The following is a 22,376-nucleotide window of genomic DNA, read 5'->3' as shown; positions in this document are numbered from 1 at the left end:
GAAGGGGCAGGGGAGGCCGCCGCGACTTCCAAAACAATGCGCCTGGCCGGTTTCAGGTCGCCGAGATCACCTTGTCCGGGTGGGGCGCGAGGCGGCTGCGATTGTTGCCTGCAGCAGGACCCGTGCGCCGATGATCGCGTCCGCCGGCTCCACATATTCCGCCTCATTGTGGCTCAGCCCGTCACGGCACGGCACGAAGATCATCGCCGCAGGCGCCACACGGGCGATGAACAACGCGTCGTGGAACGCGCCCGATATCATCCGTTTGTAGGTTAATTCCAGGGACTCGGCGGCATCCTCTATGATTTTGATCATATCGGGACAGAACGCTGCACCCGGCATGTCGAACGACCGCCTGATCGTTGCGGAGCAATGCTGGCCGTCCACCTCCGCGGCGCAGACCGCGCGCACCTCAGCCTCGATAGCATCGAGCCGCTCCAGCTGTGGATGCCGCAGATCCACTGTGAAGGTCACGGACTGCGGTATGGCATTGATCGATCCCGGCTGTGCCGATATCCGGCCGACCGTCAGTCGTGCGCTCGCGTCGAGCGGCATGATCGTCGTCTGCAGCCTGTGTATCGCGGCAATCGCGGCGACCATGGGGTCTCTGCGATAGGAAAGGCCAGTCGTGCCGGCGTGACCGGCACTGCCCTCGATGCAAACTTCCAGCCAGCGCGTGCCCTGAACGGCGGTGACGACACCGATCGGCGTCAGCTCTTTTTCGAGCGACGGCCCCTGTTCGATGTGCAATTCGATATAGCCGGATACAGGCATGCCGGTCGGGCGCAGCCTCGCTTCCGGCAAGGCCGCGATCGTCGCTTCGAGTTCCGTTGCGAGGGACGCTCCGTCGACACCGACGATCGATTTCCATGCAGCCGTATCGGTACCGGTGAAGGCCATGGAGCCCATGACGCCCGGCGCGAAGCGGCTGCCTTCTTCATTGGCCCATGCGACCACCTCGATCGGCCGCCTGGCTTCAATCATCGCGTCCTCCAACGCTTCAAGCACCTCGAAGGCGCAAAGCGTGCCGAGCGCGCCGTCGAAGCGCCCGCCGGTCGGCTGGCTGTCGAGATGGCTGCCGATCATGAGGGGCGGCAGCGCGGCATCCGAACCTTCGCGGCGGATGAAGAGGTTCGCGATGCCGTCCTGAAATATCGTGAAGCCGCGCATCAGTGCCAGTTGCGCAAGCAGGCGCCGGGCGCTGCGATCCTCAATGCTGAACGCCTGCCGGTTGACGCCTCCGGCCGGTGTCGCGCCGATGCGGGCGAAGGCGTCGAGCCGTTCGAGCAGCCGCTCGCCATTGATCTCCGGCACCAAAGTCACCGCTTGAGGCCGCCTATGAAGGCTTTCACCCGTTGCGGATCGACCTCATTCCACCAGACTCCGTCATATTTCAGGGAACTGGCGACGATGACGCCATCGACGATGTCGAGGATGTCGTTGGCATTTTCAGGCGTGACTCCGCTGCCAACCAGCGTCGGCAATCCGGCCGCTTCCTTGATCATCCTGATATAGCCGAGGTCAGCGGCGTGGCCGGTGCGCTGGCCGGTGGCGATCACAGCATCGGCATCGAAGAACACCAGATCCTTGACCTGTTCCTCGACCGGCCGGTCGCCAACGATGGCATGGGCGCCATGCTTGACATGGGCATCGGCGAAGATGCGGATGCCATTGGCCCGAAGCTTGGCGCGAAAGCGCATGGCGCGCGCCGCTTCGCCTTCGATGAACCCCTCATTGGCGACATAGGCGTTGGCCCATTGATTGACGCGCACGAAGGCCGCGCCCGAGGCGCTGGCGATCGACAGCGCTGGAATGGAAGCATTGGCGAGCACGTTGATGCCAATCGGCCGGCCCAATTCCCCGCGAATACGGTCGGACACGACGGACATATAGGCGGAAGTTTCCGGCCCGATGTCATCCGGTTTGGCAAACGGCACGTCGCCGTGGTTTTCAACAATCACGCCATCGCAGCCGCCATCGAGATAAGCTTTGGCGTCGTCCAGGCCGCGCTGGTAGATGGCCTCCACCGCCTCGCCATCGTAGCGCGGCGCGCCCGGCAGGGGGGCGAGGTGAACGACGCCGATCACCACCTTGCTCCTGCCGAAGATCGACCGCAGCGCGTCGTCCGTGACTTGTTTGGATCCGATGGCTTTGGGGGATTTTATCATGCGGTTTCCGCTTCCGTCGTTTCCATGAGCGTTTTCATCTCCCGCCTGTCGGGGCAGGATTGGAGAGTGCCGGCGCGTCCGACCGAGATGGCCGCGGCGCGTACCGCGATCCGCGCCGCTTTGGCGAGGTCGATGCCTGCCGCAAGACAACCGGCGAGGCAGCCGCAAAAGACGTCGCCGGCGCCGCTGGTGTCTATCACGGCCACTTTGGGCGCCGCGATCCGTTGGATTTGTCCGCTACCGTAGGCCACCATGCAGCCCTGCGCGCCAAGGGTCACGATCGCAGCACCAGCCCCTTGTTGGATCAAAACGCGGGCCGCCTCGGCAGGCTCCGCGGCTTCGGTCAAAACTGCTGCCTCGCCGGCGTTGGCGATGACCAGGCCGACGTTACACAAATCCGGTGGATGACCGGCCGCCAGTGGGCTTGGATTGAAGATCGTCATGGCTCCCGCGGCGCGCGTGGTCCGCAGGCAAGCGACCGTTACATCCGGATCCAAATTGCCTTGCATCACCACGATGTCACCGCGTTCGATCGATTGCAGGAGATCGCTATTTGCCAGCGGATCGAAAGCCTTTGCGCAACTGGCGCCGGTAACGATGAGGTTCTCGCCACGCCCATCGACCATGATAGTCGATCTGTCGCTGGGCAGTGGCAGCATCGTCAGATGGCTGATGTCGAGCTCTCGGCTGAGTTGTTCTCTTATCCATGCTCCGGCGGCATCGTTGCCGATCGCCGCATGGAAGCGGACATCGGCACCGGTGCGGGCGGTGGCCACCGCCTGGTTCGCTCCCTTGCCGCCAAGTCCGTCAGCGTGTTCTGCAGCGTTCAACGTTTCCCCAGGATGCGGAAACCGGTCCAGCCGAAACGTCGTGTCGACGCAGACATTGCCGACGATATGGAGGTGCATAGCCTAATCCCTGGATGTCGCCCAGCCGAGCATCTGTTCGAACAGCGTCTTGTAGCCGTTCCAGGCGATGAAGCCCGGCGGCAGCCAGTGCGGGCCGACATCCGACGTCCAGGCCAACGTACGGCCCTTGCCGAATTTGCCCGTCACCAGCAGCGGCAGCGAACGGTAGTCGGAAGAAACGGTGGCCAGAACTTCAGCATCGTCTTTGACCGTGACCTCATTGAAGCCGAGCAGGATCGGCCAATCCTTGCCCAGACCTTGGAGGATCGGATGGCTCTGCGGGCCGACAACGACCGGCGCATAGCCCTCCGGAACCTCGATGCGGTCGTCCACCGGCAGGCAGGTGACCGGCAGAACATCCTCCACAGGCGTCTTGTGATAGCGCGCGCCGCCATTGATACCCTGGAAGCTGTAATAGCCGCCGAACATCAAGAGGCCGCCGCCATTGCCGACATAGTCACGCAGCAGGCGCAGCCGGTTCGGCGTCGGCTTGGAGTGGACCCAGGTGTCGGGATGAAGCAGAAGCGTGTTGGCGCCAATATCGGAAAGCACGACCGCGTCGTAGGCCGAAAGCGTCTCCATGGTCTGGGGAAAATTCCGCTGCGCCTCATGCGCTGGCATGAAGGTGACGTCGAATGGACCGTCCTTCAATGCGGCCAACAATTCGTCGGCGCCTGTGTGATAGGTCACGGTTGGAAACTGGTCGAAGCCCTTGATGTGGGTCGCGGTCGAAACCCAGGACTCGCCTGCGAGAAGAACCTTCTTCCTGAACATGCATACTCCTTTATTGCTTAGGGCCGTGGCTCAGAGGCTCGCGGCGAACACGGTCTTTGGATTGTCGATGAGCATGCGGTCGATCGCCGTCTGCTCGACGCCATGGCGTTTCAGCCTCGGCACAAAATGCTTGAGGATGAAACCGTAGCCGAAGCCGCCGAAGCGGGTCAGCATGATCTTCAGGAAAACGTCCTGTGACAGCAGGATACGGTCGACCAGCCCCATGTCGATCAGCGAGCGGATCGCCTGCGCATTCTGCTCGTCGGACGGCGATTGCGCGTTCTGGTCGGCATAATAGAAATCCATGCCGATCATATCGTATTCCAGGAAGGCACCACGCGCGGCCAGGCTTTTCTGGTAGGCGAGATCGTTGTGGCTCGGGTTCATATGGCAAAGCACCGTATGCCGGAGATTCGCGCCTTCCGCCTCGACGACATCGAGCACGTCATGCGCCAGCCGCTCCCAGCCGGGCAGATGGATCGTCAGCGGCACGCCGGTGATCCTGGCCGCGCGCGCCGAAGCCCGCAGCGACTTGCGCTCCTCGTCGGTAAAATCCTTGCTGACGCCGACCTCGCCGATGATGCCGGCCATGATTTCGGGCTGCGTCTTCGCGCCGCCGACATCGTTGACCAGGAATTCGGTGACGTCATCGACGTCCATCGCCTTCAGCCAATCGGGGTGGGTGTGCTGCAGGTAGAAGCCTGTTCCCATGACAATACGCAAGCCGGAAGAGCGGGCGATGCGCGCCAGCTTCACCGCATCGCGGCCAATGCCGATATTGGTGGCATCAACCACGGTGTGGCCGCCGAGCGCACGGTATTTCGCCAGTTCCGACAGGGCTAGGTCGCTGTCGTCGAGCGAGACGTTGTCGCGGTTCATGTAGGGGTTCATCCGCAGTTCGCCGATGATCTCCATGCTGACCGGCTGCTCGGCGATCTTCTTCTCGTCGGGATGGCAGGGGCATTTCCAGGATGTCGCGCCGTCGAGCAGGATATGCTCATGCATCAGCGTCACGCCCATATCGGCGATCGCGACCGGGCCGGTAACGGTCATCACCGTGCCGGAATGGACCCCGATCGGCGCCCGTTCCCTCGGCTTGTCGTCGAAAAGGTGATCCATGTCAGCGGCTCCGCACCGCGCCCTTGAACAGGCGGAAATTCAGCCAGATGGCAATGAGGATGATCGTACCGGTGACGATCGGGGTGAGGAACGGCGACATATGCGCCAGGATTAGGCCGTTGCCGATGACCGCGACGGTCAGTGCCCCGAGTACGGTGCCGATGATCGTGCCGCGCCCGCCGAACAGGCTGGTGCCGCCAAGCACCACGGCGGCGATGACGTCGAGTTCGAAGCCCTGGCCGGAGTTCGATGAGCCCGAACCGAGCCGGGCCGCGAGAATGATGCCGGCGGACGCCGCCGCCATGCCCGACAGTACATAGACGAACAGCGTGATGAAGCGCGTGTCGACACCGGCGCGGCGCACCGCCTCGGTGTTGGCTCCGATACCGGTCACATAGCGGCCGAACGGCGTCTGGTTGAAGGCGAGGTAGGCGACAATCAGCACGACAAGGGCGAGCAGCGCCGGCACCGGCACTCCGAGGAACCACGCCCGGCCGATGCTGACGAAAAAGCTCGTCGGCTCGACCGGGATCGAATAGCCACCCGTGATCAGCAGCGCCACGCCGCGGATGACGGAAAGACCGGCCAGCGTGACGATGAAGGCCGGAATGCGCTCATAGGCGATGAAGAAGCCCTGCAAGGCGCCGATCGCCGCGCCCAGCGCCAGCATGGCGACGACGACGAGCGGCCACGGCAGGCCAGCCTGCAGCAGGACGGCTGACAGCGTCGCCGCGAGCGCCAGCACGGAGCCGACCGACAGATCGATGCCGCCGGTGGTGATAACAAAGGTCATGGCTGCCGCGACGATCAACAGCGGGGCCGACTGGCGGACGATGTTGAGCAGATTGGGCGTCGTCAGGAAGGTGCCGGTGATCATCGAAAACACCACGCACACTACGATGAAGAACAGCGCGATGGAGACGACACTGCCATTGGCCAGCGCGATATCCTTCCAGCCGTTCTTGCGGGCGCGTTTGGACGACGGGGCCGCAATATCGGCCGACGGGGAGGTGGCGTTCATGGCTGTACCGCCTCATCACGGCTGGCGCGCGCCGAACGCGCGTTGAATTTCCGGCCGACGATCAGGTTGACGACCTCCTCGATGCTGGTGTCGCCGATTTTTCGTTCGGCGACGTTGCGGCCCTCATACATGACCTGGATACGGTCGCAGACCAGGAACAAATCCTGAAGCCGATGGGTAATCAGGATGACACTGACGCCGCGAGCGCTGACCGTGCGGATAAGCTCCAGCACCGCTTCGACTTCCGCCACGGCAAGAGCCGCGGTCGGTTCGTCCATGATCAGCACCGACGGATCGAAGGAGGCGGCGCGGCCGATGGCGATCGACTGGCGCTGCCCACCGGAGAGGTTCTCGACCTTGAGCCTTGTGTCCGCGATGACGATGCCGAGCCGGTCGAGCATGGTGCGCGTTTGGTCATGCATGCGCCTGTTGTCGAGAAACGGGACGCCGAGGACGTGGCGGCGCGGTTCGCGGCCGAGAAAGAGATTGCCCGCCACATCCACGGTGTCGCAGAGCGAAAGGTCCTGGTAGACCATCTCCACCCGTGAGGCGCGGGCATCCGCCGGCGACGAGAAAGAGACAGCTTTGCCGTCGATCTCGATGGACCCGGAATCCGGAATGACGGCGCCGGACAGGACTTTGCTTAGGGTCGATTTGCCCGCGCCATTGTCGCCGACCAGGCCGAGCACCTCGCCGGGCTTCAACTGCAGCGAAACATCGTCCAGCGTCTGGATGGGGCCGTATCGTTTGGAAATACCGGTCATCCTGACGCGGTAGGTCTCGCCATCGCTCATCATGGTTCCAGTTCTTAAAGCGCGACATGTTCAATCGGTCGCCGGGCCGCGCAAGCCACCGTCAGGTCGATGCGCGGCCCGGCGGTCTTGGGGATACTACTTGAACATGCCCTTGAACTGGCTGACATTTTCCTTGGTCACGATGGTGACCGGAACATTGATGATCGGATCGATCTTCTCGCCCTTCTTGAGCTTGCCGAAGGCCTCGATGGCAGCCTTGCCTTCGCCGGCCGGATCCTGCTGGACGACGGCGATGACCCAGCCCTCTTCTAGACCCTGTACCGCCGACTTGGTCAGATCCCAGCCGAATACCTTTACGTCGCCTGTACGGCCCTGGCTGGTGACGGCGGAAACCGCGCCGAGCAAGGCCGGCTCGCCAGTCGCATAAAGGGTCGTCATGTCGGCATTGGCCGTCATTAGGTTCTCGGAGGCTGACAGCGCCACGTCCTGTACGTTCTGGCCATCGACCGTATCTAGGAAGGTGACTTTCTGGCCGCTATCGGTGACGGCCTTCTTGAAGCCGTCGAGGCGCTGGTTCTGGATGAACGAATTGAGCGCGCCGACGACGCCGATCTTGGCGGTGCCGTTCAGCTTGGTCTTGACGTAGTCGGCATAGAATTTTCCGATATCTTCGCCGGCCTTGGTGTTGTCGACGCCGACGAAGGCGACGTTGTCGCCGTTCGGGATCTGCGCGTCGATGGCGATGACCGGAATGCCGGCGGCTTTTGCCGCTGTGATCGCCGGCTTCACGCCGTTGACATCGATGGCGACGAGGATGATGCCGTCGACCTTCTGGGTGATGTAGTTCTCGATCGCGTCGTTCTGCGCGCTCGGCACATTGTTGGCGTTGAAAATGACGAGGTCGACTCCGGCGGCCTTTGCCGCGGCCGTAGCACCGTCATTGATCTGGTTGAAGAACAGGGCCTGCTGGTTGATGGTGACGAGCGCATAGGTCTCGGCCATGGCGGAAGCAGAGCCGAGGGCGAGGGTCATGGCGATGGCTGCGGCGCAGCCTGAAAGAATCTTGGTAAGACGCATTTCGGTTCCCCTTGATGTTGCAAAAAGGCCCTTGATCGGGCTCATTTGGCACTGAGCGCAAACGGATAATTCAAGATACTTGATTTCTTGTCAAGTCACTTGAATTAGCAGCTTGAACGAAAGAAATGGGGATCAGAATGTCGCCGGCGTGTTGACCCAGAAAATGCTGGCGCGTTCATCGCCGACATTGCGATACCAGTGCGGCAGTTCGGAGTTGAAAACGAAGGAATCTCCGGCCGTCAGGCGAAACGTCTTTTCGCCGACCATCAGTTCGATAGCGCCCTCCAGGAGATAGCCGACTTCCTCGCCAGCATGCTGGATGGGGCCGGCACTTTCACCGCCCGCTTCGATGTGATGGATGTTGCACTGCAGGAGATGGCCCGGCGAATAGGGAATGACGCGCTCGAGCGAAATGCCTTCGCCGCGCCGCAGCGGATCGAGAGCGATCAGCGGTCGCGACCCGGCCCGAAAGACGATGCCTTCCTCGCCGTCGGACTCCTCGAACATCCAGCCGATATTGGTGCCGAGCACCTCGACCAGCCGGTGAAGCATGGGCAGTGAGGGCGAGACCTTGCCGTTTTCGACCTTGGAAAGCAGGCTCTCGGAGCAGTTGGCGGCGGCAGCCAGCGCCTTCAGGGTCAGGCCGTGCGTCTGCCGGGAGAGTTTCAAGCGTGTGCCGAGCCGCAAGAGGCTGGTCGCGGTCGAGCGCTCGTCGCCGTGCTTGCTGTTATGGGTATCGATCTTGTTCATTGGGGTGCGCGAACATCTCCGCTGGTAGCGCTGACTCGTAAAACCGATCCCGGTCGTTGTCCATCCTGCGAAAAACGGACAGCGCGTCGTCGGATAAGGTCAAAGACCAATCCAGGGCCGCCGCCGCGCGCCTCTCCAATGCTCGTGAGAGCGGCGGTCCTCTATGCCGCCTCACGTTTCAGCGCCTGTGCCATGCAATGGATACCGCCGCCGGTCTTGGAGATTTCGCTCATGTCGACTGCCGCGACCTCGAAGCCGCGCGCCTTGAGTTTTTCGATCAGCGTCTTGCTGGACGTCGGCGCGATCACCCGGTCCTTGCCCAGCGACATGAAGTTGCAGCCGAGCGCCATCGTGTCCTGGAAGGGAACGTCGATGATCTCGTGACCCTTGCCCTTCAGCCAGTCGACGATGCCGGGCTCGGTGCAGGCGAGGCAGACGGCGGTGAGCTTTTCGGCGATCGGCACCACCATCAGGTCGATATGGACGTAATATTCGTCGATGAAGGCAATGCGTGTCTCCCAGCCTTCCTTCTCGAACCAGGCCTGCACCTGGCGGGCGCCTTCCTCCTGCGTGCGGGCGCCGCCGCAGCCGATCAGCACCACGCCGTCCTCGATGACATTGAAGTCGCCGCCCTCGAAAGTGCCGGCCGTCACCATGTCATAGATCGGGATGCCGAGCTTTTCATAGGTGCGGATGGCGGCGTAGTTCTCGCCGCGCCGCCACCAGTTGGCCATGGCGGTGATGATCGCGCCATAAGGCGTCATGACGCTGGAATCGCGGGAATAGACCTGCATCGGCAATTCCGGCGTCGGCTCGTGCCAGTGGATGTTGACGCCGAAATGCTCGTAGGCCGCGACAAGATCCTTGTGCTGCGCCTGCGCGATCTGGACGTTGCAGGGGGCTTCGCGCAGGTGCTTGCGCGACAGCGAGCTGGTCGACAGGTGGCGCAGGAAATTCGGCGATCCGAGCAGCACGTCGGTCAACACATCGGTTTCGTTGGCGAAGCCCCAGACGGTCAGCGGCTTGGTGCCGCCGGCCGGGTTGCGGCGTTGAAGCGAAAACGGCTCGGCGATGATGCGGTCATGGACGGTCATGCGGGTTCTCCTCGTGGGCTCGTTCTAAAGGGTTGCTCAGGTCATGCGTTGTTTGGGATCCACCAGTCGCGGCCGCGCGCGGTGGTGACATATTCCGGCCAGCGGAAGTTGATGGGCGGGTCGTAGTCGCAGAGTGGCGCGATCCAGTTGGAGCCGCCGACGCCACCGCCGGTACGGGTGGTGAACTCGTCCTTTGCCGCGTCGCGGGCGGTCTGGTCCTCGAGCAGGCGCAGCGCCGTCAGCGCGACCGTCTTGGCGGCGCAGATGACCATCGGGTCGATCGTCGCGGGAATGCCACCCAGCGCATTCATCACCCAAGAGGGATATGCGCTGCCATTCGCGGAGCGGAGCGCTGGGCGGGCGACATAGAAGCGGGCGGTCGGCGCGTGCCAGCTCATGTCGGTGTAGTCGTCGGAGGTCGAGTTCACCTGAGAGGGCGGCAGGTCGCGGCGCAGGACTGCCTCGGCCTCTTGTGGCGAAATCAGCCGCTCAAGCTCCTCGATAAAGGGGTTTTCGGTAGCAGTGCCGCCGGCATTGACCTGGATTTCCCGCGCGATCGTTCTGGCGACTTGGTCCCAGCGTGGCGGCCCGACAGTCGACAGGGCTTCATAGGCAATCCCGGCCATGGCGTGGTTCGCGAGCCCAGGCCGCGACTTCGACACCCAGTGCCGCTCGTAGCGGCAGCCGCTGATCGCGGCCGCGGCCGCGGCATTGCGGTCGAGCACCGCCGTTACCTGCTCGGCCATGCCGATGGTGGGCACGCGGATCATGTACTGGATCTCCGCCAGTCCCGCCGGCAGATTGTCGGCCGTGGCCTGGCCGGCCGTCAGGATCGCCTCGCTGATCGACCAGCCGCCCTGGTGCGGCAGCATGGAATCGCGCAACGCCTTGGAGGCCATGTACATGGTCATCAGTGCGTCGTTGGCGCCCGGTGCCCTGACGGCCGAATGCGCCTGCGGGATCGGTGCGCCGTCGCTTGCGCGAACCCAATTTTCGGGTTCGTCGCAGACGAATCGATAGATCATCGCGTAGGCCGCGCCGCAATGCGTGTCCCAGCGCGCGGTATTGCAGAGCGGCAGCATGTAGAAGGGATGGAAGGAGATCATGCCGGCAAGGCCGTCATAGTAGCCTTTTGCCGCATGGATCGGCTTCGAACCGCGCACTTTCTCAGCCGGCTCGCCGGTAAAGCGCAGCGTGCCTTGAATGTCGTGGCGCTGCATGGCGGCTTTGGTGGCGAGCAGGCCGCCGAGACTTGCTATGCCGAGCCCCGAATGCGGGTCGGTATGGCCGCCGGCCTCGGCGCCAAGGCCAGGTCGCGGCTGCCTCACAGTCACGGCGTCCTGGCAATTGCCGGGCACGGCATCATATTCGGCATACATGCCCACTGTCGGTCCGGCACCGTTCGTCCAATGGGCGCAAAAGGCGGTCGGCATGCCGCCCGAGCCTTCCTCGACCGAAAATCCCTCGCGCTTGAGCCGATCGACATACCAGGCGGCCGACTGGTACTCGCGCCAGGCGGTCTCGCCGAAATCGAAGATGGTGCGTGTCCATGCCGACAGCAGGGGCTGGATGCCGTCGAGGCAGGCAAGCGCGGTCTCTTGCGCCGATGTCGTCACCGGTTTGTCCATGCTCTAGAAGAAAGCAGTGAAGCGGCTCGCCAAAAAGTGATATGTTTTCCTGGTTCATGCAAATTCGGTTCACCTCTTGAGAATTCCATCGACACAGGCGCTACGCGCGCTCGACAGTTTTGCCAGGCATGGCAGCGTCTGGCGCGCCGCCGACGAACTGCACCTGACCCGCAGCGCGGTGAGCCACCAATTGCGGCTGCTCGAGCGCGATCTCGGCTTCGATCTGCTGGAGCGCATCGGCAAGGGGGTGGCGCTCACCCCGCGTGGGCAGCGCTATGCCAGCGACGTGCGCAAGGCGCTGACCGTGCTGGGTGACGCGGTGACGCGCGATGCCGGCACTGGCGTCGGCGGCTCGTTCGCCGTCTCTTGTACACCGGGCTTCGCCTCGCTGTTCCTGTGCACCCATATCGGCGAGTTCCGGCAGATGTACCCCGATGTCGCGCTGCGCATCCTGACGCCCCGGCGGCTCGACGATGTCAGCAATGCCGAGGCAGACGCCTTCATCGCATTTGGCGTGGGCAATTGGCCGAACCGTATGGCCGAGCTGTTGTGCGAAATCTCGTTCACCCCGCTCTGCAGCCCGACGCTGCTCAACAAGGTCGGCGGCTTTTCCCGGCCGGCGGACGTGCTGCGCGCCAATCTGCTCCATCTCGACGACACCGAGGATTGGGCACGCTGGCTGGCGCTGTCCAAGGTCGAGAACCCGGACACCGAAGGCGGCATCGTCTTTTCCGACATGAACCTCGTCTTCTCGGCGGCGATTGCCGGGCAGGGGATCGCCATGGGTGACGAACTGACCAGCCGCCGTGCGCTGAGCGAAGGCCGTCTGGTCAGGCCTTTCGACATCGCGATCAATTCGCCGCGCTCCTATTTTCTGGTCTCCGAACACGCCAAGGCCTCGCACCCGGTCCTGCAAGCGTTCGCGGGATGGCTGAGGTCGACTCTCTCCGAGAACCGCATTCAGCCTTATTGAGAGGCAGGGTGGCGCCAGCCCGCCATAGATGAATGAAATTTGCCGATCAGGCGAAAACTATTTGGTTGCGGTGAGCTTCGGCCCTGCCTACGATTTGGCTCAACGGTAAGGATAGAGGCAGGATGCAGCAACCCGGCCGGGCCGCAGAGATCAAGGCAATCGGGATCGGCAAGAGCTTCGGCTCGTTCCGTGCGCTGGACAATCTGACGCTCGACATAGGCCGCGGCGAATTCCTGACGTTGCTTGGGCCCTCCGGCTCCGGCAAGACCACCTTCCTGATGATCCTGGCCGGCTTCGTGCAGCCGACCGAGGGCAGGCTTTTCAGCGACGGCGCCGATATCACCCGCCGCCCGGCCGAGCAGCGTGCCGCCGGCATGGTGTTCCAGGGCTATGCACTTTTTCCGCATATGAGCGTCGAGGCCAACATCGCCTTCCCGCTCAAGGTCCGCAAGAAATCGGCCGCCGAGATCAAAAAGCGTGTCGGCGAGATGATCGAGCGCGTCGGTCTGGTCGGCCACGAGAAGAAATTGCCCTCGCAGCTTTCCGGTGGCCAGCAGCAGCGCGTCGCGCTGGCCCGGGCGCTAGTGTTCGAGCCGGGCGTGCTCCTGCTCGACGAGCCGTTTTCGGCGCTGGACAAGAGCCTGCGCGGCCAGATGCAGGCAGAGATGAAGCGCCTGCACCAGGAGACTGGCACCACCTTCGTCTTCGTTACCCACGACCAGAGCGAGGCGCTGGCGCTGTCTTCGCGCGTGGCCATCTTCAATCATGGCAAACTGCTGCAGGTCGGCGCGCCGGACGAGGTCTACGACCGGCCGGACAATCGCTTCGTCGCCGAGTTCCTCGGCGAGATCAACATGCTGCCGCTGAAAGGGGTTAAGCCCCTCGACAACGGCTCGACCGGCCTCTGTGAGGACCGCGCGGTCAGCATGCACTGCAAGGCTGAGAAGGTCCGTGGCGACGCCATCCTGGCGATCCGGCCCGAACACATGTCGATAGCGCGCGAGGCCGCCGCCGGAGAGAACGGCATTGCCGCGACGGCAATCGCCTCGACCTACCTGGGGGCGGCGACCAAGCTCGACCTCACCACGCGCCAGGGTGCCAAAGTCACCGTCTCGGTGCCCAACGAGGTCGCGGCGGCGGCGCTCAGCAAGGGCAACTCCGTGTGGCTGACATGGCCGGCGGAAAAGGGTTTCCTCCTTCCGGACGGAGGACAATGAGCGCCGGCGCGGCCTGATCCGCCGCACCGGCTTCCGGAATTAAAATCAACGAAAACAAAGGGGAACTGACATGAACGACACCAAGAAACAGGCCATCGAAACGCTGTCCGAAAGGACGAGGCGCGGCGAGATCTCGCGTCGTCAATTCACGCAACTCGCTGCCCTCGTGCTCGCCGGCACGCCGATGCTGCTGCGCTCGACCGGCGCCTTTGCCGCAGCGAAGGAACTTGTGCTGGTCAACTGGGGCGGCGATGCCATCACGGCCTACGACGCGGCCTATGGCCAGGCCTTCACCAAGGACACCGGCATCACCGTCAAGATGGACGGCTCGGGCCCGACCGAAGGCGCTATCGCCGCGCAATCCAAGAGCGGCGCCCCGACCTGGGACCTGGTCGACGTCGACCCGTTCTCGGCCATTACGCTCGGCGCCCAAGGCATGCTCGAGCCGATCGACTACAACATAGTCGACAAGAAGAAGATGCGGCCGGGCTTCGGCTGGGACTATGCCGCCTCGACCTATTTCTTCTCCTATGTCATCGCCTACGATTCCGAGAAATACGGCAAGGATGCACCGACCGGCATGGCCGATTTCTTCGATGTGAAGAAATTCCCGGGCAAGCGTTCGCTCTACAAATGGGGCGTGTCGAGCTGGGAAGCGGCCCTTTTGGCCGACGGCATCGCGCCGGCTTCGCTCTACCCGCTCGACCTAAAACGTGCGCATGACAAGATATCGGCCTTCAAGGAAAACGTCGTCGCCTATTGGGGCGGCGGCGCCGAGAGCCAGAGCGTGCTGCTCAATGGCGAAGCCTCGATGGCGATCGTCTGGTCGACGCGCGCCTCGCTGATCGAGCAGGATTCCGGTGGCAAGATCAAGTTCATCTGGGACCAGGGCCTGATCTCGCCCGGCGCGCTGGCCGTGCTCAAGAACAACCCAGGCGGCAAGGATGCGGCGATGAAGTTCATCGCCAGCGCCCAGGATCCGGAAAAGCAGCTCGTCATGTTCGACAAGCTCGGCCAGGGCCCGGCCAATCCGGCGACTGACGCGCTGATCCCCGCCGACAAGAAGCGCATCAACCCCGTCGATCCCGAGAACATGAAGAAGCAGATCGCGCTCGACATGGACTGGTACGCCAAGAACTATGGGCCGGCGCTCGACGAATACACCAAGATCATCTCCGCCTGAGCGGCGGCGATGCTGATCTGACATGAGAGGCGTTCTCTCCGACAGGATGGGCGCGGCGCTGTTGATGGCGCCGCTGCTCCTTTTTCTCGGCCTTGCCTATGCCTGGCCATTTCTCGGCGTGGTGAAATGGAGTTTCACCTTGCCGACGCCCGGGCTTGGCCAGTACCAGGCATTGCTCACCGACGATCTGGTCCAGTCGGTGTTCATCCGCACGCTACGCATCGCCGCGATTGTCACTATTGTGTCGGTCGCCGCCGCCTATGCCATCACGCTCGTCTGGGTTCGCGGCAGCCCGGCGCAGCGTCTCATGGCCGAATTCTGCATCCTGGTGCCGTTCTGGATCTCGGTGCTGACACGCGCCTTCGGCTGGGTGGCGCTTCTGTCCAATCGCGGCCTGATCAACACCTGGCTGCAGTCGATCGGTTTTATCTCCGAACCGCTGACTTTGGTGCGCAACGAATTCGGCGTCATTGTCGGCATGACGCATTTCCTCATTCCTTTCGCCGTCTTTCCGCTGGCTTCGGCCATGCGCAGCCTTGACGACCGTGTGCTGCTCGCCGCGCGCGGCCTCGGCTCCAGCCGCATGCGCACCTTCTGGACGGTGTTCGTGCCGATGACGCGCTCCGGCATTATCGGCTCCGCGATGATCGTGTTCGTCTTCTCGCTCGGTTTCTTCGTCACGCCGGCGATTCTCGGTGGCGGGCGCAGCGTGATGATCGCCGAACTGATCTATCTCAGGATCTTCCAGAGCCCGGACTGGGGGCTGGGGGCTGCGATCAGCGTCGTGCTGGTATTGTTCGTCGGCGCGCTGATGGCGCTCTTGTTCCGTTATGTCAGACCGAAGCAGCTGATCTGATGCCGACTTATCGCCCCGGTCCTGTCTCGCTGGTTATCGCCGCCCTGGTGGCGCTGTTCCTGCTGTTGCCGCTGCTTGCCGTCATTCCCGTGTCGCTAACGCCGAGCCGCATGCTGGCTATGCCGACCGGGGAATTGTCGTTGCGCCACTACCGATCGCTGATCGAGGATCCGCGCTGGCTCCAGTCGATCCTGCTTTCGATCCGGATCGGCATCGTCAGCAGCGCCATTTCAACTGTGCTGGCGCTCTGCTTCAGCCTCGGCGTCTGGATGTTCCAGCCGCGCTTCACCGCGACCCTGGTCGGCTTCGTGCTGTTGCCGATGGTGGTGCCGCCGGTGGTTTCGGCGGTCACGCTGTATTTCCTGCTCACCTCGATCTCGGGCGTCAGTTCCTTCTTTGGCTACGACACCTGGCTTGGCGTTGCGATGGCGCATTCGGTGATGACGGTGCCGTTCGCGACGGTGCTGATCCTGGTCTCGCTTAGCCAGCTAGACCGACGCATCGACCTTGCCGCGCGGGGGCTTGGCGCAAGTGTCTGGGAGCGCGCCACGCGCGTCATCATGCCCAACATCAAGTTCGGCATCGTCACCGCGGCACTGCTGTCTTTCGTGCTGTCCTGGGAAGAGATCGGCGTCACCTTGTTCATCACCTCGGTCAACGCCATCACGCTGCCGCGCCTGATGTGGATGGGACTACGCGACAACATCGACCCGGCGATCGCCGCACTTTCCGTGATTTTGATCATCATCACCGTGCTGGTTCTGGCGGTGAGGAGCGTCGTGGTCAGGCTGAACCGGGGGAGCAGGCCGCTCTAGACGAACCGCACCGAGACTTTGCCAAACCTGCCCAAATCGCCAATGACTTCGTCACCGGCGGCGACGCTGATCGGTGTCACGCAAGTTCCGGTGATCACCACCTGTCCCGGCTGGAGCGCTATGCCAAGCCCCGACAGCTCATTGACGATCCATGTGAGCGCGATACGCGGGTCTCCCAATACAGCCGCGCCCGTTCCATCGTGCCGCGACTTACCCGAGACGAGACCGGTCACGGGGTGCTCCGCGAGGTTCACGTCGCGCCAATCACCTTCCGCGGGCTGGCCGATGACAAACAGATTGGCGCAGGCATTGTCGGCGATCAGCTGCGGCGCGCCGACAGCGCGGAAATCATCATATCGTGAGTCCGGTATTTCGATCGCCGGATGCAAGGTCGCCACGGCGTCCATGACTTGAGCGATTTCATAAGGTGCCGCGCGAGGTGGGATCTGGCGGCTGAAACGGAACGCGAATTCGACCTCGGCGACCCGCATCTTGCTGGTCGCGAGCGAGACGATCCCGCCGATCTCGACCGCTTTTTCTGCAAGCAGACGCCCGGCCATCGGGCCGTCGACATTGATATGCCTTTGACCGGCCAGGCTGGTTGCCGCGATCTTCCAGCCGAAAAGCGGGGCCGCCGAACGCTCCATGACATGCGACTGGATGGCGTAACCTTCGGTGCGTGTTTTCGGCCGCTGTTCCTCGGGTATGGCGTTGAGATGGGTGCCGTTGTCCCAATGGCCTACCAGCAGACGTGACGCGGCCCTGGCCTTTTCTGTATCGAGCATGGTCAGCTCCGGAAACCGGGAACATGCCTTCTGTCCGGCCAAGCCGGCAAGGAACATTCCGTCGCATGGACCAGCCTATATGGGGCAAGATCGCGTGACCAGACAATCGGAGGCAAGCTCATGGTCAATCTGCCAGGCTCTACCGCGCCGGCTGACGAGATTGTCGGCAAGTCGTATTTTCGAGATCATCGGCGTTCATAATTCTGATGACGAATCGCCATCGTCTTCGCGTGGCGAACCGCTATATCTGAGAAGGGATGCGGACATGGGCAGGCTTTACGAAAAGCATTGTCGATGGCGCAACGGCTTAAGGAAATGGACGATGACCGCGCCCGGCGATTTGCAGCAGGCCCTGTTTCTGAGACTGAAAAGCGATGCGTCGCTATCGGCGCTGCTGGGCGGCGCCGGACTGCTCGAGCGGGCAACCGACAACGTAGCCTTTCCCTACGTGACTTCAGGCCAGACGTCTGCCTTCGAATGGGACACCGGCGCCGAGAACAACGACGACCAGCTGATCACGCTGCATGTCTGGTCGAAGGCGCATCGCGAGGACGAGACGCGGGCGATCATGGATGCCATCAAGGCGCGGCTTGCCGGAGCGGTGTTGGTTATAGGCCCGCGTGGCCAGACGCGGCTGTCGCTGGAATTCAGCGAGGCGCGCTATGATGAGGAACTCCTTGTCCACCATGGGCTGCTGCGATTCCGTGCGCTGACGCAGGAAAACGCGTGACGCACTTTCAATATCACCGAAACGGAGTCTAGATTGAGCTTTCGCGGGTCTCACTGGCGGGGCGGTGAAATCCAAGGTGTCTGTCTCGCGTTGCAGAGGGGTGGCGAGCATGGTTTCAGCGCGGTTCACTGTTCATTTCACGTTCAGCACCGATGCGTTACAACGCGGGTCATGAAAACGCTTCGCTTCCATTTCCGAACCGCGACCCTGGCGCTTAGTGCCGCCGGGCTGTTTGCGTCGCAGGCAATGGCGATACCGGTCATCGAGCCCGATCAGGCCAGCCCGATCGTCCTGGCTGCATCCGACTGCTATGCGATCGGTCAGCAGGTGGCTCAGCAGAATGGCGGAACGCTCGCCAAGGCCTCGGCATCGACGCGTGGCGGTCAGCCGGTCTGCGTCATCGTCGTTCTCGTGCCCGGCAAGGACGGACAACGTCCGCGCCGCTCCGAAATCGTCGTTCCACAGAACTGACCGGTCTCCCTCCGTTTCCCAGGCCGGCGGAATCGGCCTATACCTGAAATCTTCAATCAACAGGCATTGGTCCCCGTATGCGCGTACTCGTCGTCGAGGATGACAAGGATCTCAACCGGCAGATCTCGGATGCGCTGGTCGATGCCGGCTATGTCGTCGATCGTGCCTTCGATGGCGAGGAGGGCCATTTCCTCGGCGACACAGAGCCTTACGATGCCGTTGTGCTCGACATCGGCCTGCCGCAGATGGACGGCATCAGCGTGGTCGAGCGCTGGCGTCGCGGCGGCCGCAAAATGCCGGTGCTGATCCTGACCGCTCGTGACCGCTGGAGCGACAAGGTCTCCGGCATCGACGCGGGCGCCGACGACTACGTCACCAAGCCGTTCCACATCGAGGAGGTGCTGGCGCGCGTCAGGGCCCTGATCCGCCGCGCGGCCGGCCACGCCTCGTCGGAACTGACCTGCGGGCCGCTGCGTCTCGACACGAAGGCTTCGAAGGCCGATGTCAACGGCGTGCCGCTGAAATTGACGTCGCACGAATTCCGGCTGCTTGCCTATCTGATGCACCACATGGGCGAGGTCGTTTCGCGCACCGAACTGGTCGAGCATCTCTACGACCAGGACTTCGACCGTGATTCCAACACCATCGAGGTCTTTGTCGGGCGGTTGCGCAAGAAGATGGGCATCGACATGATCGAAACGGTACGCGGCATGGGCTACCGCATGCGTGAGCCGGAGGCGTAAGGCGGAACCGCTCCCCACCAACCCGACCGTGGACGGACGGCTCTCGCTGCGCGCGTGGCCGCGCTCGCTGACGTTCCGCGTCATCGCCTTCTCCACGGTATGGGCGATCCTGACCCTGGTCGTTATCTTCACCCTGATCACCACCCTCTACCGGCAGGCCAGCGAGCGGGGCTTCGACAGCCTGTTGTCGGCGCATCTGTTCAACCTGATCGGCTCCATCGGCATCTCCGACAGCGGCGCGTTGACGGGCTCCCCCGATCTTGGCGATCTCCGTTTCTCGGAACCGAATTCGGGCTGGTACTGGTCCGTCGAGCCCGCCTCGGAAGGCGTTCACGGCGATCTCCACTCGTCGTCCATGACCCGGACCATCCCGTCGCCGGACGTGGCGGATGTTCCCTTCAACGCCAATTTCCAGCGCAGCTATGCCGCGCAAGGCATCAATGGCGAGGAACTGGTGGTATTCGAGAGCGAATTCGTTCTCGATGCGAAGAACCGCGCCGCGCGCTTCCGCGTCATGGGCAACAAGACCGAGTTGGAGCAGGAAATAGGAACGTTCCAACGCCGCTTGCTGACCTATCTCAGCCTGTTCGGCATCGGCATGATCGCCATCAACGCCATTGCCATCCTGCTCGGACTGCAGCCGCTGCGCCGGGTCCGGAACGCGCTTGCCATGGTGCGGGAGGGCACCGCACAGAAGCTCGACGGCCGCTTCCCGGCCGAGATCGAACCGTTAGCCAACGAAACCAACGCGCTGATTGAAAACAACAAACGCATCGTGGAGCGCTCTCGGACCCAGGTCGGCAACCTCGCCCATTCCCTGAAGACACCGCTCGCCGTTCTGCTCAACGAGGGCCGGGCGCTTGGCGGCGCCAAGGGACAGTTGATCGCCGAGCAGGCCGCCTCCATGCAAAAGCAGATCGACCATTACCTGCAGCGTGCCCGCGTCGCGGCGCAGCGCGACAGCGTCGTCTATCGCACGCCGGTGGCACCGCTGGTGCAGCGCATGGTGCGCGTTTTGCAGAAGCTGAACCCGCAGACCAGCCTTTCGCTGTCGCTGCCGGCTACCGAGATCGTCTTTGCCGGCGAACGCGAGGACCTCGAGGAACTGCTTGGCAATCTTCTCGAAAATGCGGTGAAATGGGCAAGGAGTGCTGTCGCGGTCTCGGTCGTGCCCTTGGCCGGCAAGGATGAGAGCCTGTTCGAGATCAGCATCGAGGATGACGGACCGGGTATTCCCGAGGACAAGGCCCGTGAAGCGCTGAAGCGGGGGCGGCGCCTCGATGAGACCAAGCCTGGGACAGGCCTGGGCCTTGCCATTGTCGCCGATCTCGTCAACGAGTATGGAGGCGCCCTGGCGCTCGATCGGTCCGGCATGGGAGGACTGAAGGCGGCGGTGCGATTGCGGAGCCTGCAGTAATGCTACCCAAGCCAATCGGCAGCAATGGAAGGCGCATGTTGTGGCGGCATATCGATTGACCCCGGAGCAGCCGCCAGCGGCCAAATTTCCGACAAATATCAACACTATCGCCACGCCTACTTTCTCCGATGACGCGGCCCCCGGCGCATCCATGGCAGGCTCCAACTCAAGAAAACCGGTTGTTGGCATGAAGATTCGCGTCGCGCTTGTTTCCGCATTGCTGGCCGTGTCGGGCTGCACCACCTTCAGCGGCAAGGGCCCGACCGTGGCGGCGACACCGGCCTCGACGCCTCCGGCCGGCGGCAAGGTCGTCACCAAGTCGATCATTTCCGCCATGGGCGGCGGCCTCATTGGCGGGTCGATCGGCAACGGTCTGAGCGACACGGAGAAGCGCAGCGCGCTCGAGGCCGAATACAAGGCGCTCGAATACAACACCAGCGGCCAGAAGGTGACCTGGAAGGGCGATCAGGCCTCGCGCTATGGAGAGGTCGTCCCAGCCCAGCCTTACCGCGTCGGTTCGCAGGATTGCCGCCAATACACGCAGACGGTGTTCGCGGGCGGCGCCAGCGTCACGGCGCACGGAACAGCCTGTCGCAATGCCGACGGCAGTTGGACGCCATTGACCTAGCCAACCGGGTCCCGTTGCGATCCGGCCGGTGGATTTCGATCGCGACATTCGGCGCGCGTGCCGTCAAAGCGTCGCAGGATGCCTGTGTTGGCAGGGCAGGGCTCTGCCGTTATTGGAAGAACCATGCTGTTCTGGGTCATAGCCGCAATTCTCACGCTGGGCGCCAGCCTGGCGGTGCTTTTGCCGTTGGCCGGTGCCTCCGAGGGCGCATCATCGAGCGGCGATCACGATCTGGAAGTGTATCGCGATCAACTGTCCGAACTCGACCGCGATGCCGCGCGTGGCTTGATAGGGCCCGCCGAAGCCGCGGAGGCGCGCGCCGAGATCGCGCGCCGCATCCTTCGCCTGGGCAACGCGGACCTGGCGGCCAAGACGTCCGGCAGGCCATCGGGCAGCGTGCGGCTTCTCGCGACCGTTGCGGTGCTGGCGGTTCCGTTGGTCAGTTGGGGCCTCTACAGTCAGATCGGCTCGCCTGACCTGCCATCGCAGCCGCTCAGCGAGCGGTTGGCCAAGAACCCCGCCGACAGTTCGGTCGATGAGCTGGTGGCGCGAGCCGAGGCCCATCTTGCCGCCAATCCTTCCGACGGCAGGGGCTGGGACGTGTTGGCGCCGGTCTATCTGCGTATGCAGCGCTTTGCCGACGCCGCGGCGGCCTACCGCAACGCCATTCGCCTCGACGGCGACAGCGCTGTCCGTCAGGCCGGTCTCGGCGAGGCGATCGCCGGTGCGGCGGGCGGCATTGTTTCGGCCGATGCCCAGGATGCCTTCGAGGCGGCCTTGAAGCTTGACCCGGCCAATGCGAAAGCCGGCTTCTATCTGGCCATGGCACTGGCGCAGGAGGGCCGTGCCAAGGAAGCGGGGGCGGCCTGGCAGGCAATGCTTGGTACTCTGCCGCCGGATTCGCCATGGCGCGGCGCTGTCGAACAGGCGCTGGCCAAATCCGGCGGCCCGGAAGTCGCCTCTGGCACGGCCGCGAAAGGCCCCGATGCCGCCGATGTCGACGCGGCGTCCTCCATGTCGCAGCAGGACAGGGAAGCCATGATCAACACCATGGTCGCCGGCCTGGACGACAAACTTCGTCAAAATCCGCGCGACCCGGAAGGATGGATGCGGCTGGTTCGTTCCTATGTCGTGCTGGGCAAGGCCGATCAGGCGCGCGATGCGCTGGGCCGCGCCATTGCGGTCTTTGGGGTCGATAGTGACGAAGCCAAGAAATTCACCGCCTTTGCCGCCTCGCTCGGCTTGACGGCGACGGAGTAGAATT

At 63.2% G+C, this 22,376-nt stretch carries 23 protein-coding genes; 11 read left to right on the top strand and 12 right to left on the bottom strand.

All coding sequences use genetic code 11. The features are described from left to right. Positions 1–66 precede the first annotated feature (66 nt). From X739_RS149330 to X739_RS149380, 11 genes are all read right to left on the bottom strand, one after another. Positions 67–1,323, bottom strand: coding sequence for a Zn-dependent hydrolase (locus X739_RS149330; RefSeq protein ID WP_023784302.1), 1,257 nt, complete (start codon positions 1,321–1,323; stop codon positions 67–69). Next, entirely contained in the window at positions 1,320–2,168 is an 849-nt protein-coding gene (locus X739_RS149335; RefSeq protein ID WP_023771570.1) for a BtpA/SgcQ family protein, read from the bottom strand. Before X739_RS149335 ends, X739_RS149330 begins: the two co-directional genes overlap by 4 nt. Further along, positions 2,165–3,076, bottom strand: a complete 912-nt coding sequence (locus tag X739_RS149340; protein ID WP_023794925.1) for a ribokinase — start codon at positions 3,074–3,076, stop codon at positions 2,165–2,167. Before X739_RS149340 ends, X739_RS149335 begins: the two co-directional genes overlap by 4 nt. A gap of 3 nt (positions 3,077–3,079) precedes the next feature. Then, positions 3,080–3,850 (bottom strand): glutamine amidotransferase, encoded by a 771-nt coding sequence (locus X739_RS149345; protein WP_023794924.1) that lies wholly within the window; start codon positions 3,848–3,850, stop codon positions 3,080–3,082. A 30-nt stretch (positions 3,851–3,880) separates the two neighbouring features. Next, on the bottom strand, positions 3,881–4,969 hold the full coding sequence (locus X739_RS149350) for a phosphotriesterase (protein WP_023794923.1): 1,089 nt from the start codon (positions 4,967–4,969) through the stop codon (positions 3,881–3,883). A gap of 1 nt (position 4,970) precedes the next feature. Then, a complete protein-coding gene (locus X739_RS149355; RefSeq protein WP_031252078.1) occupies positions 4,971–5,990 on the bottom strand; it encodes an ABC transporter permease in 1,020 nt (339 codons plus the stop codon). Continuing rightward, complete coding sequence (locus X739_RS149360) at positions 5,987–6,784, bottom strand: ATP-binding cassette domain-containing protein (protein WP_023771575.1); 798 nt, start codon at positions 6,782–6,784, stop codon at positions 5,987–5,989. The genes X739_RS149355 and X739_RS149360 overlap by 4 nt, the downstream gene beginning before the upstream one ends. A 96-nt stretch (positions 6,785–6,880) precedes the next feature. Next, the gene (locus X739_RS149365; protein ID WP_023771576.1) at positions 6,881–7,822 is read right to left on the bottom strand and encodes a substrate-binding domain-containing protein; all 942 of its coding nucleotides are present in this window, start codon (positions 7,820–7,822) and stop codon (positions 6,881–6,883) included. Positions 7,823–7,954: 132 nt separating this feature from the next. Continuing rightward, the gene (locus X739_RS149370; RefSeq protein ID WP_023771577.1) at positions 7,955–8,572 is read right to left on the bottom strand and encodes a cupin domain-containing protein; all 618 of its coding nucleotides are present in this window, start codon (positions 8,570–8,572) and stop codon (positions 7,955–7,957) included. Between the two features lie 161 nt (positions 8,573–8,733). Then, positions 8,734–9,666, bottom strand: a complete 933-nt coding sequence (locus X739_RS149375; protein ID WP_015318637.1) for a dimethylarginine dimethylaminohydrolase family protein — start codon at positions 9,664–9,666, stop codon at positions 8,734–8,736. 41 nt (positions 9,667–9,707) lie between these two features. Then, positions 9,708–11,294, bottom strand: coding sequence for a peptidase M20 (locus tag X739_RS149380; protein ID WP_031247807.1), 1,587 nt, complete (start codon positions 11,292–11,294; stop codon positions 9,708–9,710). 76 nt (positions 11,295–11,370) lie between these two features. On the opposite strand from X739_RS149380, the gene X739_RS149385 reads away from it, so the two are divergent. The 5 genes from X739_RS149385 to X739_RS149405 all read left to right on the top strand — a co-directional run bounded on the left by X739_RS149385 (position 11,371) and on the right by X739_RS149405 (position 16,338). Further along, complete coding sequence (locus X739_RS149385) at positions 11,371–12,267, top strand: LysR substrate-binding domain-containing protein (protein ID WP_023771579.1); 897 nt, start codon at positions 11,371–11,373, stop codon at positions 12,265–12,267. 122 nt (positions 12,268–12,389) lie between these two features. Next, on the top strand, positions 12,390–13,484 hold the full coding sequence (locus X739_RS149390; RefSeq protein WP_023771580.1) for an ABC transporter ATP-binding protein: 1,095 nt from the start codon (positions 12,390–12,392) through the stop codon (positions 13,482–13,484). A 70-nt stretch (positions 13,485–13,554) separates the two neighbouring features. Further along, the gene (locus X739_RS149395) at positions 13,555–14,667 is read left to right on the top strand and encodes an ABC transporter substrate-binding protein (protein WP_023771581.1); all 1,113 of its coding nucleotides are present in this window, start codon (positions 13,555–13,557) and stop codon (positions 14,665–14,667) included. 22 nt (positions 14,668–14,689) lie between these two features. Beyond that, positions 14,690–15,523 carry an ABC transporter permease gene (locus X739_RS149400; protein ID WP_023771582.1) on the top strand — a complete coding sequence of 278 codons (834 nt, stop codon included), beginning with the start codon at positions 14,690–14,692 and terminating at the stop codon, positions 15,521–15,523. Then, positions 15,523–16,338 (top strand): ABC transporter permease, encoded by an 816-nt coding sequence (locus tag X739_RS149405; protein ID WP_023771583.1) that lies wholly within the window; start codon positions 15,523–15,525, stop codon positions 16,336–16,338. The genes X739_RS149400 and X739_RS149405 overlap by 1 nt, the downstream gene beginning before the upstream one ends. Here X739_RS149405 and X739_RS149410 read toward each other — a convergent pair. Further along, positions 16,335–17,123, bottom strand: coding sequence for a fumarylacetoacetate hydrolase family protein (locus X739_RS149410; protein ID WP_023794921.1), 789 nt, complete (start codon positions 17,121–17,123; stop codon positions 16,335–16,337). The genes X739_RS149405 and X739_RS149410 overlap by 4 nt on opposite strands. A gap of 322 nt (positions 17,124–17,445) precedes the next feature. Here X739_RS149410 and X739_RS149415 point away from each other — a divergent pair, with 322 nt between their 5' ends. The 6 genes from X739_RS149415 to ccmI all read left to right on the top strand — a co-directional run bounded on the left by X739_RS149415 (position 17,446) and on the right by ccmI (position 22,372). After that, a complete protein-coding gene (locus X739_RS149415; RefSeq protein WP_023771584.1) occupies positions 17,446–17,853 on the top strand; it encodes a DUF3168 domain-containing protein in 408 nt (135 codons plus the stop codon). Between the two features lie 171 nt (positions 17,854–18,024). Then, positions 18,025–18,324 (top strand): hypothetical protein, encoded by a 300-nt coding sequence (locus tag X739_RS149420; protein WP_023771585.1) that lies wholly within the window; start codon positions 18,025–18,027, stop codon positions 18,322–18,324. Positions 18,325–18,401: 77 nt separating this feature from the next. After that, the gene (locus tag X739_RS149425; RefSeq protein ID WP_015318627.1) at positions 18,402–19,067 is read left to right on the top strand and encodes a response regulator transcription factor; all 666 of its coding nucleotides are present in this window, start codon (positions 18,402–18,404) and stop codon (positions 19,065–19,067) included. Continuing rightward, positions 19,051–20,484 carry an ATP-binding protein gene (locus X739_RS149430; RefSeq protein WP_023771586.1) on the top strand — a complete coding sequence of 478 codons (1,434 nt, stop codon included), beginning with the start codon at positions 19,051–19,053 and terminating at the stop codon, positions 20,482–20,484. The genes X739_RS149425 and X739_RS149430 overlap by 17 nt, the downstream gene beginning before the upstream one ends. Positions 20,485–20,671: 187 nt before the next feature. Next, positions 20,672–21,112, top strand: a complete 441-nt coding sequence (locus tag X739_RS149435) for a hypothetical protein (protein ID WP_023771587.1) — start codon at positions 20,672–20,674, stop codon at positions 21,110–21,112. A 123-nt stretch (positions 21,113–21,235) separates the two neighbouring features. Then, the gene (gene ccmI / locus X739_RS149440; RefSeq protein ID WP_023771588.1) at positions 21,236–22,372 is read left to right on the top strand and encodes a c-type cytochrome biogenesis protein CcmI; all 1,137 of its coding nucleotides are present in this window, start codon (positions 21,236–21,238) and stop codon (positions 22,370–22,372) included. Positions 22,373–22,376 lie beyond the last annotated feature (4 nt).

The organism is Mesorhizobium sp. LNHC209A00 (assembly GCF_000502915.1).
GTDB lineage: Bacteria > Pseudomonadota > Alphaproteobacteria > Rhizobiales > Rhizobiaceae > Mesorhizobium.
This window is presented reverse-complemented; position numbering and strand designations above follow the sequence as displayed.

Bases quoted from the DNA above. Each gene is read 5' to 3' on its own strand.
- X739_RS149380 (WP_031247807.1), bottom strand. From the start codon at position 11,294: ATGGACAAACCGGTGACGACATCGGCGCAAGAGACCGCGCTTGCCTGC.
- X739_RS149400 (WP_023771582.1), top strand. From the start codon at position 14,690: ATGAGAGGCGTTCTCTCCGACAGGATGGGCGCGGCGCTGTTGATGGCG.
- X739_RS149360 (WP_023771575.1), bottom strand. From the start codon at position 6,784: ATGAGCGATGGCGAGACCTACCGCGTCAGGATGACCGGTATTTCCAAA.
- X739_RS149365 (WP_023771576.1), bottom strand. From the start codon at position 7,822: ATGCGTCTTACCAAGATTCTTTCAGGCTGCGCCGCAGCCATCGCCATG.
- X739_RS149390 (WP_023771580.1), top strand. From the start codon at position 12,390: ATGCAGCAACCCGGCCGGGCCGCAGAGATCAAGGCAATCGGGATCGGC.
- X739_RS149395 (WP_023771581.1), top strand. From the start codon at position 13,555: ATGAACGACACCAAGAAACAGGCCATCGAAACGCTGTCCGAAAGGACG.
- X739_RS149425 (WP_015318627.1), top strand. From the start codon at position 18,402: ATGCGCGTACTCGTCGTCGAGGATGACAAGGATCTCAACCGGCAGATC.
- X739_RS149355 (WP_031252078.1), bottom strand. From the start codon at position 5,990: ATGAACGCCACCTCCCCGTCGGCCGATATTGCGGCCCCGTCGTCCAAA.
- X739_RS149340 (WP_023794925.1), bottom strand. From the start codon at position 3,076: ATGCACCTCCATATCGTCGGCAATGTCTGCGTCGACACGACGTTTCGG.
- ccmI (WP_023771588.1), top strand. From the start codon at position 21,236: ATGCTGTTCTGGGTCATAGCCGCAATTCTCACGCTGGGCGCCAGCCTG.
- X739_RS149410 (WP_023794921.1), bottom strand. From the start codon at position 17,123: ATGCTCGATACAGAAAAGGCCAGGGCCGCGTCACGTCTGCTGGTAGGC.
- X739_RS149420 (WP_023771585.1), top strand. From the start codon at position 18,025: ATGAAAACGCTTCGCTTCCATTTCCGAACCGCGACCCTGGCGCTTAGT.
- X739_RS149335 (WP_023771570.1), bottom strand. From the start codon at position 2,168: ATGATAAAATCCCCCAAAGCCATCGGATCCAAACAAGTCACGGACGAC.
- X739_RS149415 (WP_023771584.1), top strand. From the start codon at position 17,446: ATGACCGCGCCCGGCGATTTGCAGCAGGCCCTGTTTCTGAGACTGAAA.
- X739_RS149375 (WP_015318637.1), bottom strand. From the start codon at position 9,666: ATGACCGTCCATGACCGCATCATCGCCGAGCCGTTTTCGCTTCAACGC.
- X739_RS149345 (WP_023794924.1), bottom strand. From the start codon at position 3,850: ATGTTCAGGAAGAAGGTTCTTCTCGCAGGCGAGTCCTGGGTTTCGACC.
- X739_RS149435 (WP_023771587.1), top strand. From the start codon at position 20,672: ATGAAGATTCGCGTCGCGCTTGTTTCCGCATTGCTGGCCGTGTCGGGC.
- X739_RS149405 (WP_023771583.1), top strand. From the start codon at position 15,523: ATGCCGACTTATCGCCCCGGTCCTGTCTCGCTGGTTATCGCCGCCCTG.
- X739_RS149350 (WP_023794923.1), bottom strand. From the start codon at position 4,969: ATGGATCACCTTTTCGACGACAAGCCGAGGGAACGGGCGCCGATCGGG.
- X739_RS149370 (WP_023771577.1), bottom strand. From the start codon at position 8,572: ATGAACAAGATCGATACCCATAACAGCAAGCACGGCGACGAGCGCTCG.